The organism is Acidovorax sp. GW460-11-11-14-LB4 (genome assembly GCF_059423685.1).
Genome location: NZ_JBWKYJ010000033.1, coordinates 18651 through 34049 on the forward strand (window position 1 = coordinate 18651; position 15399 = coordinate 34049).

16 protein-coding genes are annotated in these 15399 nt (G+C 61.3%); 9 read left to right on the plus strand and 7 right to left on the minus strand.

From position 1 onward, the window contains the following. The first annotated feature begins 69 nt into the window (after positions 1-69). The 9 genes from lepA (at position 70) to nagZ (ending at position 8194) form a co-directional block, all read left to right on the plus strand. Entirely contained in the window at positions 70-1878 is a 1809-nt protein-coding gene (gene lepA, locus AC07X4_RS13380; RefSeq protein ID WP_056061364.1) for a translation elongation factor 4, read from the plus strand. Continuing rightward, positions 1878-2852 carry a signal peptidase I gene (lepB, locus tag AC07X4_RS13385; protein WP_436078017.1) on the plus strand — a complete coding sequence of 325 codons (975 nt, stop codon included), beginning with the start codon at positions 1878-1880 and terminating at the stop codon, positions 2850-2852. Before lepA ends, lepB begins: the two co-directional genes overlap by 1 nt. A gap of 37 nt (positions 2853-2889) precedes the next feature. Continuing rightward, positions 2890-3252: a DUF4845 domain-containing protein gene (locus tag AC07X4_RS13390; RefSeq protein ID WP_056061375.1), complete on the plus strand. Its 363-nt coding sequence runs from the start codon at positions 2890-2892 to the stop codon at positions 3250-3252. Continuing rightward, positions 3253-3936, plus strand: a complete 684-nt coding sequence (gene rnc / locus AC07X4_RS13395) for a ribonuclease III (RefSeq protein ID WP_108497139.1) — start codon at positions 3253-3255, stop codon at positions 3934-3936. Further along, on the plus strand, positions 3933-4937 hold the full coding sequence (gene era / locus AC07X4_RS13400) for a GTPase Era (protein ID WP_494740336.1): 1005 nt from the start codon (positions 3933-3935) through the stop codon (positions 4935-4937). The genes rnc and era overlap by 4 nt, the downstream gene beginning before the upstream one ends. Before the next feature lie 92 nt (positions 4938-5029). Beyond that, on the plus strand, positions 5030-5794 hold the full coding sequence (gene recO, locus AC07X4_RS13405) for a DNA repair protein RecO (protein WP_056061385.1): 765 nt from the start codon (positions 5030-5032) through the stop codon (positions 5792-5794). Then, positions 5791-6573, plus strand: a complete 783-nt coding sequence (locus AC07X4_RS13410) for a pyridoxine 5'-phosphate synthase (protein ID WP_494740337.1) — start codon at positions 5791-5793, stop codon at positions 6571-6573. The genes recO and AC07X4_RS13410 overlap by 4 nt, the downstream gene beginning before the upstream one ends. 58 nt (positions 6574-6631) lie before the next feature. Continuing rightward, a complete protein-coding gene (acpS, locus tag AC07X4_RS13415; protein ID WP_494740338.1) occupies positions 6632-7039 on the plus strand; it encodes a holo-ACP synthase in 408 nt (135 codons plus the stop codon). A 63-nt stretch (positions 7040-7102) separates the two neighbouring features. Continuing rightward, positions 7103-8194: a beta-N-acetylhexosaminidase gene (gene nagZ / locus AC07X4_RS13420; protein WP_494740339.1), complete on the plus strand. Its 1092-nt coding sequence runs from the start codon at positions 7103-7105 to the stop codon at positions 8192-8194. 60 nt (positions 8195-8254) lie between these two features. On the opposite strand, the gene AC07X4_RS13425 is transcribed toward nagZ, so the two are convergent. The 7 genes from AC07X4_RS13425 to AC07X4_RS13455 all read right to left on the minus strand — a co-directional run bounded on the left by AC07X4_RS13425 (position 8255) and on the right by AC07X4_RS13455 (position 15385). Next, complete coding sequence (locus tag AC07X4_RS13425; RefSeq protein ID WP_260666782.1) at positions 8255-8914, minus strand: mechanosensitive ion channel family protein; 660 nt, start codon at positions 8912-8914, stop codon at positions 8255-8257. Between the two features lie 62 nt (positions 8915-8976). Continuing rightward, the gene (locus AC07X4_RS13430; RefSeq protein ID WP_436078011.1) at positions 8977-10011 is read right to left on the minus strand and encodes a GGDEF domain-containing response regulator; all 1035 of its coding nucleotides are present in this window, start codon (positions 10009-10011) and stop codon (positions 8977-8979) included. Between the two features lie 72 nt (positions 10012-10083). Further along, positions 10084-11628 (minus strand): lysine--tRNA ligase, encoded by a 1545-nt coding sequence (gene lysS, locus AC07X4_RS13435; RefSeq protein ID WP_494740340.1) that lies wholly within the window; start codon positions 11626-11628, stop codon positions 10084-10086. 64 nt (positions 11629-11692) lie between these two features. Beyond that, positions 11693-12325, minus strand: a complete 633-nt coding sequence (locus tag AC07X4_RS13440) for a sugar transferase (RefSeq protein ID WP_494740341.1) — start codon at positions 12323-12325, stop codon at positions 11693-11695. Positions 12326-12327: 2 nt separating this feature from the next. Further along, positions 12328-13482 carry a DegT/DnrJ/EryC1/StrS family aminotransferase gene (locus tag AC07X4_RS13445; RefSeq protein ID WP_056061407.1) on the minus strand — a complete coding sequence of 385 codons (1155 nt, stop codon included), beginning with the start codon at positions 13480-13482 and terminating at the stop codon, positions 12328-12330. Next, a complete protein-coding gene (locus tag AC07X4_RS13450; protein ID WP_056061410.1) occupies positions 13479-14174 on the minus strand; it encodes a class I SAM-dependent methyltransferase in 696 nt (231 codons plus the stop codon). Before AC07X4_RS13450 ends, AC07X4_RS13445 begins: the two co-directional genes overlap by 4 nt. Next, on the minus strand, positions 14171-15385 hold the full coding sequence (locus tag AC07X4_RS13455) for a glycosyltransferase family 4 protein (RefSeq protein WP_494740342.1): 1215 nt from the start codon (positions 15383-15385) through the stop codon (positions 14171-14173). Before AC07X4_RS13455 ends, AC07X4_RS13450 begins: the two co-directional genes overlap by 4 nt. Between the last annotated feature and the right edge of the window lie 14 nt (positions 15386-15399).

Consider the following 15399-nt stretch of genomic DNA (forward strand, 5'->3'; position numbering starts at 1 on the left):
GTCGCCATTCGACGCGCCCTTTTTTCTTGTGCGCACTGTTTTAATTCAATCACTTGACGCTTTCCGTTGATGAATCACATCAGAAATTTTTCCATCATTGCGCACATCGACCATGGCAAGTCGACGCTTGCCGACCGCTTGATTCAGCGGTGCGGAGGTCTTGCAGACCGTGAGATGGAGGCCCAGGTTCTGGACTCGATGGATATCGAAAAAGAGCGTGGGATAACCATCAAGGCGCAGACCGCTGCGCTGCAGTACAAGGCCCAGGATGGGCAGGTCTACAACCTCAATCTGATCGACACGCCAGGGCATGTGGACTTCTCGTACGAGGTGAGTCGTTCGCTGTCTGCATGCGAGGGTGCGCTGTTGGTGGTGGATGCATCGCAGGGGGTCGAAGCGCAGACTGTGGCCAACTGCTACACCGCTCTGGATCTGGGTGTGGAAGTGGTGCCGGTGCTCAACAAGATGGATCTGCCCAACGCTGATCCAGACAATGCCAAGGCCGAGATCGAAGATGTGATCGGCATTGATGCCACCGACGCGATTCCTTGCTCTGCCAAAACCGGTATGGGAATCGATGAGATTCTGGAGGCGATTGTTGCCAAGGTGCCCGCACCACGTGGCAATGCCGATGGCCCGCTGCGCGCGATGATCATCGACAGCTGGTTCGACAGCTACGTCGGGGTGGTCATGCTGGTGCGTGTGGTCGATGGCCGCTTGCTCAAGGGCGAGCGCATCAAGATGATGGCCACGGGCGCGGTGTACAACGCCGACAACCTGGGGGTGTTCACGCCCGCCAACGAGCCGCGCAATTCCCTCGATGCAGGGCAGGTGGGCTACATCATTGCCGGCATCAAGGAGCTGCAGGCCGCCAAGGTGGGTGACACCATCACGCTCGAGAAGAAGCTCCCCAACAATGCAGGGCCTGCTACGGACGCGCTGCCTGGTTTCAAGGAAATCCAGCCCCAGGTGTTCGCAGGTCTTTACCCCACCGAAGCCAGTGAGTACGACTCGCTGCGTGACGCCCTGGAAAAGCTCAAGCTCAACGATGCCTCGCTCCACTATGAGCCCGAGGTGAGTCAGGCGCTGGGCTTTGGCTTCCGCTGCGGCTTTCTCGGACTGTTGCACATGGAGATCGTGCAAGAGCGGCTGGAGCGCGAATTCGACCAGGACCTCATCACGACGGCCCCCAGTGTGGTCTATGAGGTGGTCAAGGCCGACGGCGAAGTGATCATGGTCGAGAACCCCTCCAAGATGCCTGACCAGGGTCGTCTGGAGGAAATCCGCGAGCCTATCGTTACGGTCCATCTGTACATGCCGCAGGACTATGTGGGCCCGGTGATGACGCTGGCCAATCAGAAGCGTGGCGTGCAGATGAACATGGCGTACCACGGTCGCCAGGTAATGCTCACTTACGAAATGCCGCTCGGTGAAATCGTGCTCGACTTCTTTGACAAGCTCAAATCGGTCTCGCGCGGCTACGCCTCCATGGACTACGAGTTCAAGGAGTACCGTGCCTCCGATGTGGTGAAGGTGGATATCCTGCTCAACGGAGAAAAGGTGGATGCCTTGTCCATCATCGTGCACCGCTCGCAGTCGCAGTACCGCGGCCGGGCAGTGGTTGCCAAGATGCGCGAGATCATCAGCCGCCAGATGTATGACGTGGCCATCCAGGCGGCCATCGGCGCCAACATCATTGCGCGCGAAACCATCAAGGCACTGCGCAAAAACGTGTTGGCCAAATGTTATGGCGGCGATATCACCCGCAAACGCAAGCTTCTTGAGAAGCAGAAAGCAGGCAAAAAGCGCATGAAACAGATCGGATCGGTCGAGGTGCCTCAAGAGGCATTCCTGGCCATTTTGCAGGTGGAAGATTGATGCAGTTCATGCAAATTTTGACGTCACTGGTGCTGGCGGCCTTCGTGGGCTATATCGGTGCCTGGTATACCGGAGCTATCGAGGGCAACTTTGCACTGCTTTTGTTTCTGGCGACGGTCGTCACCGGCATCTACTGGCTGGCAGAGCGCATTTATTTTCTGCCCCGGCGGCGCCGCGCGGCGCAGGCCATCGAGGACGCAGCAACTGAGCGGCGTGCAGAGCTGGATCGCATGGGCATCCAGAAGGTGGATGTGGATGTGCAGGAAGCCAAGGGCCGCATCCTCATGCAACCCTGGTGGCTGGACTGGACTGCGGGGTTGTTCCCAGTCATCGCTGCGGTGTTTTTCTTGCGCTCGTTTCTTTTCGAGCCTTTCAAGATTCCATCGGGCTCCATGATCCCAACGCTGCTCGTTGGTGACCTGATTTTGGTGAATAAATTCACCTATGGCATTCGACTGCCTGTCATCAACACACGGTTGACCGAGGGATCCAGGCCCGTTCGCGGCGATGTTCTGGTGTTCCGCTATCCACCACAGCCCAGCATGGACTACATCAAGCGTGTCGTAGGGGTGCCGGGCGATGAGGTGGCCTACATCAACAAGCGCCTCACCATCAACGGTAAAGCCGTTGACACCAAGGCGTTGCCCGACTTCTTTGAAGAAGACTCCATGCGTTACTTCAAGCAGTTTGAAGAGCAACTGGGTGATCAGCCGCACCGGTTGCTGAACAATCCCGATGTGCCCGCTTTTGTACAAGGCGCCAGCAATTTTGCTTATCGCGAAAACTGCCGCTACAGTGTGGAAGGTGTCACTTGCAAGGTGCCGGAGGGGCACTATTTCATGATGGGCGACAACCGCGACAACTCGCTCGATTCCCGTTACTGGGGGTTTGTGCCCGAGGGCAACATCGTGGGCAAGGCCTTTTTTGTCTGGATGAATTTCGGTAATCTCAAGCGCATCGGCTCGTTCCATTGAGTGCGGGCGATTGCAAATAATATTGAGGGGGTCATTGATGAAGACATATCGCACTGCAAGCCGCTCAAGCCAACGCGGGTTGTCGTTTTTTGGGCTGATTTTTGTGGGGCTGATTGCCGTGGCGGCTTTTGCTATCGGAGGTCAATCAATTCCGATCTTCCTTGAGTACGCTTCGGCGAAAAAGGCAATTGAAAAAGCCAAGTTGGAAAGCACCGTACCCGGGGTGCGGGCGGCTTTTGATCGTGCGGCATCTATTGATGACATTCGGTCAATCAAGGGCGCCGACCTTGAGGTAACCAAGCGTGGCGAGAAGGTGGTGGTGTCGTTCAAATACTCGCGCGAGATTCCCCTGGCGGGTCCAGCCTATCTGGTCTACCGCTTTGATGCGCAGACCAACTAGGTGCAGCCCGGTCTTTTAGCGCTGCAGGATCGCCTGCAGCATGTGTTTGCCGATCCTTCGCTGCTCCAGCGTGCCACTACACACCGCAGTTTCTCTGCGGACCATAACGAGCGGCTTGAATTTCTGGGCGACTCCGTTTTGAACTTGGCGGTAGCCAGCCTGCTGTACCAGCGTTTGTCTGCCTTGCCCGAGGGGGACTTGTCGCGGGTGCGGGCCAATCTGGTCAAGCAGGACACGTTGCACCAGTTGGCGGTGCGACTCAAAGTCTCAGAGGTACTGCGCCTCGGAGAGGGTGAGGCGAAATCAGGGGGGCAGCAGCGCCCCTCCATCCTGGCGGACGCGTTGGAGGCCCTGATTGGGGCGGTGTATCTGGATGCTGGCTACACCAGCGCAGAAGCGCTGGTGCACCGTCTTTTCCAGGGCGTGGAGATCAACCCGCAGATGCAGGCAGCATCCAAGGACGCCAAAACCGCGTTGCAGGAGTGGCTCCAGGGCCGCAAAATGAGGCTGCCGCAGTACAAGGTGGTCGCGACGGTGGGTGCGGCCCACCGCCAGACCTTTGACGTCGAGTGCGATATTCCCGAACTGGGCCTGACCGAGCGTGGCATCGGCGGTTCCCGCAGGGCAGGCGAGCAAGCCGCCGCCGCGGCCATGCTGGCCACATTGAAAGCAAAGAATTTATGAATGACGCTACCAAAGATGTAGCTGCTGACCAGGGTGCTGAAAGCGCCCCGGTGCAAAACGATCTGGAAGCCATGCTGGCTGCTGCGGGGGCTCCGGCGGCTGTGCCCGGCCAACGCTGTGGTGTGATCGCCATTGTTGGCAAGCCCAACGTGGGCAAGTCCACCCTGCTCAATGCCCTGGTGGGGCAAAAGATCAGCATCACCTCGCGCAAGGCGCAGACAACGCGCCACCGCATCACGGGCATTCGCACCCTGGACCAGACGCAGTTCATTTTTGTGGACACCCCTGGCTTCCAGACCCGGCACGCCACCGCACTCAACAAGTCGCTGAACAAGACGGTGATGGGCGCGATTGGCGACGTGGACCTGATCCTTTTTGTGGTGGAAGCCGGCAACTTCACGCTGGCGGATGCCAAGGTGCTTTCGCTGTTCAAGCCGGGCATTCCCACGCTGCTGGTGGCCAACAAGCTGGACATGGTGCACCGCCGTGCCGAGCTGGCCCCCTGGCTCAAGAGCATGCAGGAGCGCCATCCGTTTGCCGAGTTCGTGCCCATGTCGGCCAAGAACAAAGGCGACATCGAGCGTTTGTTTGGCATCTGCGCCAAATACCTGCCCGAGCAGGCCTGGTGGTATGGCGAGGATGAACTGACCGACCGCAGCGAGAGGTTCCTGGCCTCTGAAACCGTGCGCGAGAAGCTGTTTCGCTTCACGGGCGACGAACTGCCCTACACCTCGACCGTGGTCATCGACAAGTTCGATGAGGAAAAGAGCAAGCAGCACAAACGCCTGGTCAAGATTGCCGCCACCATCGTGGTGGAGCGTGACAACCACAAGATGATGGTCATTGGCGACAAGGGCGAGCGCCTGAAGCGCATTGGCACCGAGGCCCGCCAGGAGCTGGAAAAGCTCATGGACGCCAAGGTGTTCCTGGAGCTGTGGGTCAAGGTCCGCTCCGGCTGGGCCGATGACGAAGCCCGGGTCCGCTCCTTCGGCTACGAGTAAGCCCCGAAAGCTGACTTCCCCGTCTTCCTGCGCACACACCCCGCAGCAGGCGTCACGGGCGATCCCTCCGTACCATTCATCCCCGCAGCACCGTGGCCGTAGCCAAGCGCATTTCTGATGAACCTGCGTTCGTGCTGCACAGCTACGACTGGAGCGAATCCAGCCTGATCCTGGAGGTCTTCTGCCGCCAGCAAGGGCGGACCGCACTGGTGGCCAAAGGGGCCAAGAAGCCCAGCTCCAACTTCCGCCCGGTGCTGCTGCCGCTGCAGCCCTTGCTGGTGACCTACACGCTCACGGGCGATGGCCATGCGGACATCCACACGCTCAAGGGCGCTGAATGGGTGGGGGGGCATGTGATGCCCACGGGCGATGCGCTGCTGTCGGGCATGTACCTCAATGAACTGCTGCTGCGCCTGCTGGCGAGGGCAGACCCGCACCCGGCATTGTTTGATGCCTATGCAGGAGTGGTGCGCGTGCTGGCCAGTGAGCATGGCGATGCGCTCGAGGCGGTGCTGCGCAGTTTTGAGCTGCTGCTCCTGCGCGAGATCGGCCTCTTGCCGGGACTGGACGTGCAGACCATGACCTTCGCCCCCCTGGAGCCGGGCACCCGCTACACCCTGGTGCCCGAAGGCGGCTTGCGTGCCGCGTCGGCAGCGGACCGCGCAGGCCTGCTGGGCAGCCAGTGGCGGGCCCTGCAGCATGGCCTGGATGACGTGGCCAGCTACACCGCCACCTTGCGCGCATGTGCCCCCGTGGCGACCGAACTCAAGCCGCAGCTGCGTGCCCTGCTGCAATACCATTGCGGCAGCCCGACGCTGCGCACCCGCCAGCTCATGATTGATTTGCAGGCCCTATGAATCCATCCTCTCACTCTCCCCAGCGCACCGCCTTGTCAGTCAACGTCAACAAGGTGGCCTTGGTGCGCAACACGCGACACCTGGGCATTCCCAGCGTCACCCGCGCGGCCGAGTTGTGCCTGCAAGCGGGTGCGCAGGGCATCACGGTGCACCCCCGGCCCGACGAACGCCACATTCGCGGCCAGGACGTGCATGAGCTGGCAACCCTGATGAAGGCCTGGCCCGACCGCGAATACAACATCGAGGGCAACCCGTCGCAGAACCTGATGGATTTCATTCGCCAGGTGCGCCCTCAGCAGGCGACTTTTGTGCCCGACAGCGAGGACCAGTTCACCAGCGACCACGGCTGGAGCTTTCCGCAAGATGCCGAGCGCCTGGCGCCCCTGGTGGCCGAATGTAAGGCATTGGGTGTGCGCGTGAGCCTCTTCATGGACCCGGTCCCCGAGCAAATGGCTGCGGCCAAGGCCGTGGGAGCCGACCGGGTGGAGCTGTACACCGAGCCCTATGCCGCCGCCTGGGGCTCGGCGCAGCAGGCGGCCGAGCTCAAACGCTATGCCGCAGCCTCCCAGGCTGCGCTGGATGTCGGATTGGGCGTCAACGCTGGCCATGACCTCAACCGGGACAACCTTGCGGCTTTTGTGCGCGAAGTGCCGGGCGTTCTGGAGGTCTCGATTGGCCATGCGCTGATTGCCGATGCGCTGGAGCTGGGCTACGCCGCAACCGTGCAGGCGTACCTGGACTGCATTGCCCAGGGCTTTGTGGGCGCAGGAAACTCCTGATTTGATAGCTGCAGAGGCATGTTTCACTAGCGCTTCTAGCCATTTTGATTGAAATTTCATGATCTACGGCATCGGCACCGACATCTGCGATGTGCGCCGCATCGCGGCCAGCCTGGCGCGCCACGGCGACCGCTTTGCTGAAAAGGTGCTGGCCGAGGGCGAACTGGCCACCTGGCGTGAACGGAGCGCGCGCTGGCCCGACCGGGGTTTGCGCTACCTGGCCACCCGGTTCTCGGCCAAGGAGGCTTTCGGCAAGGCGATCGGCCTGGGCATGCGCATGCCGATGACCTGGCGCCACTGCGAGGTCGCCAAGCTACGCAGCGGTCAGCCTGTCATCGTGCTGCACGGCGCGCTCAAGGAATGGTTTGAGGCCCAGGGCTTGCAGGCGCACCTAAGCGTGACCGACGAAACCGACTACGCCGCCAGCTTCTGTGTGGTAGAAAAAATCCAAACCAAATTACCTTGAAGCGCATGATTCATATGTGCTTATAGCTATCAATTGAGTAGCAATTGACCCTTGAAACGTCCCATGACTGAACACGCACCCCTGATCCTCGACGTCGCTGGCACCACCCTCAATGCCGATGACCGCCGCCGCCTGGCGCACCCACTCACAGGTGGTGTCATCCTGTTTGCCCGCAACTGGGAAAACCGCGCACAGCTGCTGCAGCTCACCAGCAGCATCAAGGCCGTGCGCGACGACCTGTTGATCTGTGTAGACCACGAAGGCGGCCGCGTGCAGCGCTTTCGCACCGATGGTTTCACCCATCTGCCGCCCATGCGCGCGCTGGGAGAGATGTGGATGGATGACGGCAAGGGCGCCAAGGCTGTGCCCGGCAGCGGCGCCCTGCGCGCCACCAATGCGGCCACGGCGGCGGGTTATGTGCTGGGTACCGAATTGCGCGCCTGCGGTGTGGACTTCAGCTTCACACCCGTGCTCGATCTGGATTGGGGCGAAAGCGGAGTCATCGGAGACCGGTCCTTCCACCGCGACCCCCGTGTGGTGGCGCTGCTGGCCAAGAGCCTCATGCACGGCCTGCTGCAGGCCGGCATGGCCAACTGCGGCAAACACTTCCCTGGCCACGGCTTTGTCAAGGCCGACTCGCACACCGAGGTACCCGTAGACAAGCGCAGCCTCAAGGCCATCCTGGCCGACGATGCGGCGCCTTACCCCTGGCTCAGCAGCACGCTCACCAGTGTGATGCCGGCCCATGTGATCTACCCCAAGGTGGACAGCCGCCCCGCCGGTTTCTCGCAGCGCTGGCTGCAAGACATCCTGCGCCGTCAGATGCGTTTTGACGGCGCGATCTTCAGCGACGACCTCAGCATGGAAGGGGCCCGCCGCCTGGACGGTCAGGTGGTCAGCTACACCGATGCCGCCGTGGCGGCGTTGGAAGCGGGTTGCGACCTGGTGCTGCTGTGCAACCAGAGCGTGGGCGATGGCAAGGCGGTGGACGAACTCATCACGGGCCTCGACAACGCCCGCAACCAGGGGCGCTGGCAGCCCAGTGTGGACAGCGAATCCCGCCGCCTGGCGCTGCTGCCCGAAACCCTGCCGCAAGCCTGGGATGAACTGATGTACCAGCCTGCCTACCTGCAGGCGCTGGACCTGTTGCCCTGACCTGCGTGTGGTGGTGTGTCCGGTACGGCGCCACCCCTTGCGGTGCCGCGCGGTTACCCACTAGGGCGTGTTGAAGGGCCCTGGCGTCACAGGTGTCGGTGCGGCCGGTGAGGCATTGGCTACCGCATCCGCAGTGGCCGCAGGCGGGGCAGGGGGCGGCGGTACCCCCTGAAACCTGCGTACCACGCGCTGGAACACCAGCGCATTCGGAATCTGCAGCCAGGCCGTGTGACCGGTGGCTGCGCCGTGGTCTTCCAGCGTGGTGTAAAGCAGGTTGATGTCCACCACGCGCCCCTTGGCGCCAGGCTTCTCTGCGGTGTCCAGCACCTCGATGTAGTCGCCGATCTTGAAGGGCCGCACGGTGAAGATCAGCAGCGCACAAAACAGGTTGGACAGCACGCTCCAGGCCGCGAAGAACGCGACGGCACCCACAGTGGCAAAACCGGTGAAGGCGGTCCAGAGCACCGTGGCCGACACCCCCATGCGCTCCAGCACCAGTAGCGCGGCGCTGGCAATGATGAGCCAGCGGATCAGGCCGTTGATGGGCACCAGCAGTTCATTGGGCAACTGGTAGTGGGCGCTGGCACGGCGCACCAGGCGCCTCAGTGTGCGCTGCAACAGCCAGGCGACAAACAGAATCAGCAGGATCTGCGAGCCAGGAATGATGACCTCAAGCCAGTCCTGCATCCACTCGGGCAGTCGGGTTTTCAGAACTTGCATCCGGGAGACGGCGGTACGGGCGTTGCGTTCAGTCGCGTCGAACGAGAAGAAGTGGAAGAAACTCAATTGCGCAATTGCTCCACGGTGTCCATTTGCATTTCAAAACTGAAGAAGCGGTTGCGGCCCTGGGCCTTGGCGGCATAGAGCGCCTGGTCGGCCCGCATGATCATGCTCTCGGCGTTGGTGCTGTCGTCGGGCACGCAGGTGGTGATGCCACCCGACAGGGTCAGTGTGTCGCCCAGTGGGGAGTCTGCGTGTGCAATGGCGCGCACCTTGAGCAGCTGCCCGAGGGCGCGTGCAAAGGTCATGGCGCCGGAGCGGGGCGTGTTGGGCAGGATGAGTGCGAACTCTTCCCCCCCGTAGCGCGAGGCCACGTCCCGGGGGCGCACACAGACCTCGCGCAACAGGCGGCCCACCTCTTTCAGGCAGGCGTCTCCTTGCACGTGGCCGCTGGCGTCGTTGAAAAGCTTGAAGTGGTCCAGATCGCACAGCATCAGCGTGAGCGGCGTGCCGTCGCGTCGCGCAGCCAGGATCTCGTTGTGCAGGATGCGGTCAAATCCGCGGCGGTTGACGAGGCCCGTGAGCGCATCGATTTCCACCATCTCGTTGAGCCGCTGGTTGGCGACATGCAACTCGGCCGACATCGACACCAGCCGTCGGCGCATGTCCAGCAACCGCCGCATGGCGCGCAGCTTGGCCATCAGCACGATGGGCTTGACGGGTTTGACCAGGTAGTCGTCGCCCCCCACCTCAATGCCGCGCCACACATCCAGTTCGTTGTCCAGGCCCGACAGGAAGATGATGGGCGTCCAGTCCCCCGCCTCGCTCTCACGCATCTGCTGCGCCACCCAGTAGCCATCCTGGCCCGGCAGCTTGATGTCCAGCAGCACCAGATCGGGCCGGTGGGTCTTGAACAGATGCAGCGCAGCCTGGCCCTCGGGTGCCTCGAAGATGTCTGACACCCCCGCCCGCCGCAGTTCGGCCACCAGCGCCGCGCGCACGGACCCCTGGTCTTCGACCACCAGTACCGAAAAAGCATTGCCCGAAGGCAGGGGCTCGTTGGCAGGGTAGGGCGCGTTGCTGGAGCTGAAGGGCACGGTATGTCTCCTTGGTGCCTGGTGACCGGTAGAGGGGGCGGTCGCAGACCGCCCTCCGACGCAAATCAGGCCTCAGGACTCGCGGCGAAGCGCGGGGAACAGGATCACGTCGCGAATGCTGGGGCTGTCTGTCAGCAGCATCATGAGGCGGTCAATGCCGATGCCGCAACCCCCCGTCGGTGGCATGCCGTATTCCAGTGCGCGCACGAAGTCGTGGTCGTAGAACATGGCTTCGTCGTCGCCACTGTCCTTGGCGGCCACCTGGGCGTGGAAGCGTGCGGCCTGGTCTTCGGCATCGTTCAGCTCGCTGAAGCCGTTACCGAACTCGCGGCCGGTGATGTACAGCTCAAAGCGCTCGGTCACCTCCGGCCGGTTGTCGTTGGCACGGGCGAGCGGCGAGATCTCGGTCGGGTGCTCCATGATGAAGGTGGGCTGCCACAGCTTGTCTTCCACCGTTTCTTCAAAATACAGCACCTGCAGGCTGGCCAGGGTTCGGGTGGAGAGCTTTTCCTTCTCTTCCGTCATGCCCAGCTTCTTGAGCGCGCTGATGAGCCATGCTGCATCGTCCACATGGGCGCCGGCTTCGGTGTACTGGAAGATGGCTTCACGGATCGTCAGGCGGGCAAACGGCTGGGACAGGTCCACCGCGCGGCCCTGGTAGGTCATCTGCAAAGAGCCCGTGGCCTTGAGCGCCACTTCACGGATCAGCGTCTCGGTGAAGTCCATCAGGTCCAGGTAGTTCCAGTAGGCCGCGTAGAACTCCATCATGGTGAACTCGGGGTTGTGGCGCACCGAGATACCTTCGTTGCGGTAGCTGCGGTTGATCTCGAACACACGCTCGAAGCCGCCCACGATCAGGCGCTTGAGGTACAGCTCGGGCGCAATGCGCAGGAACATCTCCTGCTCCAGCGCGTTGTGGTGCGTGACAAACGGCTTGGCATTGGCGCCGCCCGGGATGGGGTGCAGCATGGGCGTCTCGACCTCGAGGAAGCCATGGCTCACCATGAACTCGCGCAGGCCGCTCACGGCCTTGCTGCGTGCCACGAAGCGCTTGCGGGCCTGCTCGTCGGTGATCAGGTCCACATAGCGCTGGCGGTACTTCTGCTCCTGGTCGGCCATGCCGTGGAACTTGTCTGGCAGCGGGCGCAGGCTCTTGGTGAGCAGGCGCAGGCTGGTCACCTTGACCGACAGCTCGCCGGTCTTGGTCTTCATGAGCGTTCCTTCGGCGCCCACAATGTCGCCCAAATCCCAGTGCTTGAAGGCGGCATACAGGTCCTCGCCCACAGCGTCGCGGGTCACATACAGCTGGATGCGGCCTCCCACCTCGCCCAGCGAGCCGTCCTGGATCGTGGCAAAGCTGGCCTTGCCCATCACGCGCTTGAGCATCATGCGGCCAGCCACGGAAACGTTCACCGGCGTGGCTTCCAGCGACTCGTTCGTGGCTACGCTGTGTTCCAGGTGCAACTGCGCCGCCTTGTGGGCGGGCTTGAAGTTGTTGGGGAAAGCAACGCTACCGCCGTTGGCCTGGGCTTCGCGCAGAGCGCGGAGCTTTTCGCGGCGCTCGGCGATGAGCTGGTTGTCGTCCTGGGGTGCGGGGGCGTGGGTTTGGTCTGACATAGGTGCCGTCGGTGCGGAGCGTGGAGTGGAGGGCTGCGTTCAGCCGAACCGTTGATTTTATCGGCTACGCACTGCCTGAAGGTCCTCGGCCCCCGGACGAGTGGTAGCCCCAAAGCGCGGATATGGTTCTGGCGATGATTTTCAGATCCGCCCACAGCGTGTGCGAGCGGGCGTACTGCGCCGCGTAGTGCAACTTAACGGGGAGAATCTCCTCGACATACGTGCGCTCGGGGTCGCTGCTTTGGCCCAGCAAGGTGCTTTCGTCGCGGAATTCGATGGATGCGTGGTCTGTGATGCCCGGACGCACACTGAGTATTAGCTCCCGCAGGTCATTGGGGTAAAGCGCGACATAGTGAGGCACCTCAGGCCGTGGTCCAACGAGGCTCATCTGGCCCAGCAGCACATTCACCAGCTGCGGCAGTTCATCTGCTTTGGTACGCCGCAGCCAGTAACCAGCGCGCGTAATGCGGGCGTCGGCACCGATCGTAATGGCGGGGCCATGTGCTTCTGCACGCTGGTGCATGGTGCGGAACTTGTAGATGTGAAACGGCTTGCCTGCGCGTCCTACGCGCTGTTGGCGAAAGAGCGCAGGGCCGGGTGAGTCGCACACCACCCACAGCACCACGGCCAGCAGCAAAGGCGTGAGCAACACCAGCCCAAGCGCAGCAAATACCAGGTCGAACAACCGCTTGGGCATGGTCAGCCCAGCACCTCTTGCAAAGCTGCAATCACACGCTCCTGGTCGTTGTCGCTCATGGCGGTAAACAGGGGAATGCTGATCATCGACTGGTAGGCCGCATCGGCCACAGGAAACATCGCGGGGGTCAGCTGATACCGGTCGCGCCAGTATGGGTGTCGGTGCAGGGGGACATAGTGCACACTTGTACCGATACCCCGATCCGACAGTGCCTGGATGACCTCGTCACGCCCCAGCGGTGCATCGGCTCTTATCCGGATGACATACAAGTGCCAGGCATGGGTGTCGCCATGTGGCGCGCTGGCGGGCAAGGTCAGCGGCAGTTGTGCGAGCTGTTCGTGATACCGGTGGGCGAGGGTCTGACGCCGTTGCAAGAATTGCGGCAACCTCTCCAGCTGCTTTACGCCCATGGCGGCGGCTACGTCCGTCATGTTGTATTTGAAGCCCGGCGCTACGACCTCGTAGTACCACGCCGGGGTTTTCGAAGTAAAGCGGTCAAACGCATCGCGGTTCATGCCGTGCAGGCGCATCACGCGCATGCGCTGGGCCAGGGCTGCGTCGCGCGTCACTACCATGCCGCCTTCGCCGGTGGTGATGGTTTTGTTGGCGTAGAAGCTGAACACCGTCACGTCTGACTGCAACTGCCCCACCAGCGCGCCGCGCCAGGTGGTGGGCAATGCATGGGCCGCGTCTTCCACCACCTTCAAGCCGTGTTCTTTGGCGATGGTGAGGATCGCATCCATGTCGCACGCCAGGCCACCGTAGTGCACGGGCACGATGGCTTTGGTGCGGGGCGTGATGGCGGCACGGATCTTTTCTGGGTCGGTGTTCAGCGTGACCGGGTCCACATCCACCAGCACCGCGTCGGCCCCCAGGTAGCGCACCACTTCGACGGTGGCGGTGAAGGTGAGCGTGGGGGCAATCACCTCATCCCCTGGGCCAAGGCCCAGAGCCTCCAGCGCCAGGTGCAAACCTGCCGTGGCCGAATTCACGGCCACGCCGTGCAGCCCGCCGCCCAGGTAGTCCACAAAGTTCTGTTCAAACTGGCGCGTGACGGGGCCGGTGGTGACCCAGCCGGAGCGCATGGCCTCGGTGACAGCGGCGATTTCGACGTCGCCAATGTCAGGGCGGGCGAAAGGGAGGAAAGGCTGGCTCATGACTTGGCTATCCAGCAGAGGATGTGTGTACGCAGCCATGGGAGGCTGTTGAACAAGGTGTAGAGCATGGGATGAACGGGCGCCACACGGCGAGCTATCGGCGGAGCCAGTGTGATGCGCCGAGCGCTCATCTTGGCTTGGGGGAAGAGTGCTTTCACACGGCTAAGAGGCACACCACGAACGTCAGCATTTCGTGGGTTGTTAAATGTGAAGTCGTACCAGAGGACAGCACCGCCTGGCTTGATCCACTGCCACAAAGTAGCGGCCAGATGTTGCTGAAAGTGATCATCTAGTAGCGAAGAAAAAACTGTGGAAACCAGAACAATGTCCTGGGATTCAGGCGCAATGGCTGCTTGGGATGCATCACCCTCCAAGAGTTCCAGCTGTAACGGCAGCGTGTTGCGCGCTTGTCGGAAACGGTCGGGCAGCAACTCAATACCTCTGAGGTGTTGTGGCTCGAAACCGATTCGCAGGAGTTCCAGCAAGTTACCACCTGTGCCGCAGCCTACCTCCAGCAGACGGAGCGTGGCTAGGTCAGTTGTGCCGTGCTGACTGAACATTTTCAACATGGCACGTTGACGCTCCTGCACACCCAAATAAACCTCCGGGCGCAGAAAGCTGTACCGTTTATTACTGTGTGAGCGACGGGAATATCTGCTGGTGACTGCGTTGAGCTCATCTGAAGTGGTCATGCCATAACTTCCAGAAACTGCTGCGCAAGTACAGGGTAGGTGTGACGCGCCAATACAAAAGCCCGCCCCCGTTGGCCCATGTCCTGGCGCTGCTGAGGTGTGGCCGCTGCAAGTTGAAGCAAGCCTTGGGCAACGGCTTGGGGTGATTCTGGCGCCACGGTCAATCCGCAGTCAGCCTCTGTTACGGGGTCATTTCCTGCCTCTACCGAATGGAGAATGGCGCACCCCGCCATCATGTAATCCATGAGTTTGTTGGGCGCTATGCCGAACCGATAGAGTGGCGTCCGTTGCCAGCCAATATAGGCAATATCGAAGTGCGCCAACAACGCAGGTATCTGTGACTTGGGAACCGGGTCAAACAGTGAAACATTGCTTAGACCTTCATTGCGTATTCGTTGCGCTAACCGCGCTTTTTCGTGACCATCCCCCACCAAGATGAATGACAGCGACGAATTGCGCAGCATTGCAGCAGCGTCTAAAAGTACGTCCAGTGCATTAGGTAAACCATGTGAGCCGGCATAGCCGACGATGGTTTTGCCGGCTGCTTTCAGTAAATTCAGGTGATGTGTCAGTGGGCCTGCCAGCGGTGCCGGCGCATCGGCCCATTCCTCTGGTGATATGCCATTGGGCACGATGCGCAGCTTGCGAAGATCCAGCCCATGTTGGGCCATGTGTTCCGCCACATTTGGCAGCATGGATACCACATAGTTCGAATCACGGTAGGCGTCGTTTTCTGCCTTTTGGCACAAGAGAATGAAAGGGTGCCACCACGGCATGCCAGACAGCTCCATTGGCGAGGCTGGCCAGAGGTCGTGCACCTCATAAATCAATTTGGCTTTTGCCATCTGGGCAATGTGCCTTGCAACCCAAATATCCATGGGATATGTGCTGGACGCAATTACCACGTCGGGCTTGTATTTCGTCGCTAGCGTAGGCGCCAGTTGCCACACTTGGTGCAAAAAACTCCAAATATTCTTTACCCGGCCCAGCCCATTGCCTCGGTATGTAGGGGTGGGCAGCCAGAGGTATGCAATTCCGTCCACTTCTTCGCGTGCCTTTTGCGGTTGTTTCGTGCGTACGTGAGAGAACGTGGCCGCGACGATAGCGACCTCATTCCCAGCTCGCACCCATTCGCGTGCGAGGTAATACGGCCGATATTCCATGCCCAATGAGGGCGAGCCCGCGTAGTGGTTGAGGTAGAGAATTTTCATGCCTAATGCAAGGC

Bases quoted from the DNA above. Each gene is read 5' to 3' on its own strand.
- lysS (WP_494740340.1), bottom strand. From the start codon at position 11,628: ATGTCAGACCAAACCCACGCCCCCGCACCCCAGGACGACAACCAGCTC.
- AC07X4_RS13445 (WP_056061407.1), bottom strand. From the start codon at position 13,482: ATGAGCCAGCCTTTCCTCCCTTTCGCCCGCCCTGACATTGGCGACGTC.
- AC07X4_RS13455 (WP_494740342.1), bottom strand. From the start codon at position 15,385: ATGAAAATTCTCTACCTCAACCACTACGCGGGCTCGCCCTCATTGGGC.
- AC07X4_RS13410 (WP_494740337.1), top strand. From the start codon at position 5,791: ATGAATCCATCCTCTCACTCTCCCCAGCGCACCGCCTTGTCAGTCAAC.
- lepA (WP_056061364.1), top strand. From the start codon at position 70: ATGAATCACATCAGAAATTTTTCCATCATTGCGCACATCGACCATGGC.
- AC07X4_RS13450 (WP_056061410.1), bottom strand. From the start codon at position 14,174: ATGACCACTTCAGATGAGCTCAACGCAGTCACCAGCAGATATTCCCGT.
- nagZ (WP_494740339.1), top strand. From the start codon at position 7,103: ATGACTGAACACGCACCCCTGATCCTCGACGTCGCTGGCACCACCCTC.
- acpS (WP_494740338.1), top strand. From the start codon at position 6,632: ATGATCTACGGCATCGGCACCGACATCTGCGATGTGCGCCGCATCGCG.
- AC07X4_RS13390 (WP_056061375.1), top strand. From the start codon at position 2,890: ATGAAGACATATCGCACTGCAAGCCGCTCAAGCCAACGCGGGTTGTCG.
- era (WP_494740336.1), top strand. From the start codon at position 3,933: ATGAATGACGCTACCAAAGATGTAGCTGCTGACCAGGGTGCTGAAAGC.
- lepB (WP_436078017.1), top strand. From the start codon at position 1,878: ATGCAGTTCATGCAAATTTTGACGTCACTGGTGCTGGCGGCCTTCGTG.
- AC07X4_RS13440 (WP_494740341.1), bottom strand. From the start codon at position 12,325: ATGCCCAAGCGGTTGTTCGACCTGGTATTTGCTGCGCTTGGGCTGGTG.
- AC07X4_RS13425 (WP_260666782.1), bottom strand. From the start codon at position 8,914: ATGCAAGTTCTGAAAACCCGACTGCCCGAGTGGATGCAGGACTGGCTT.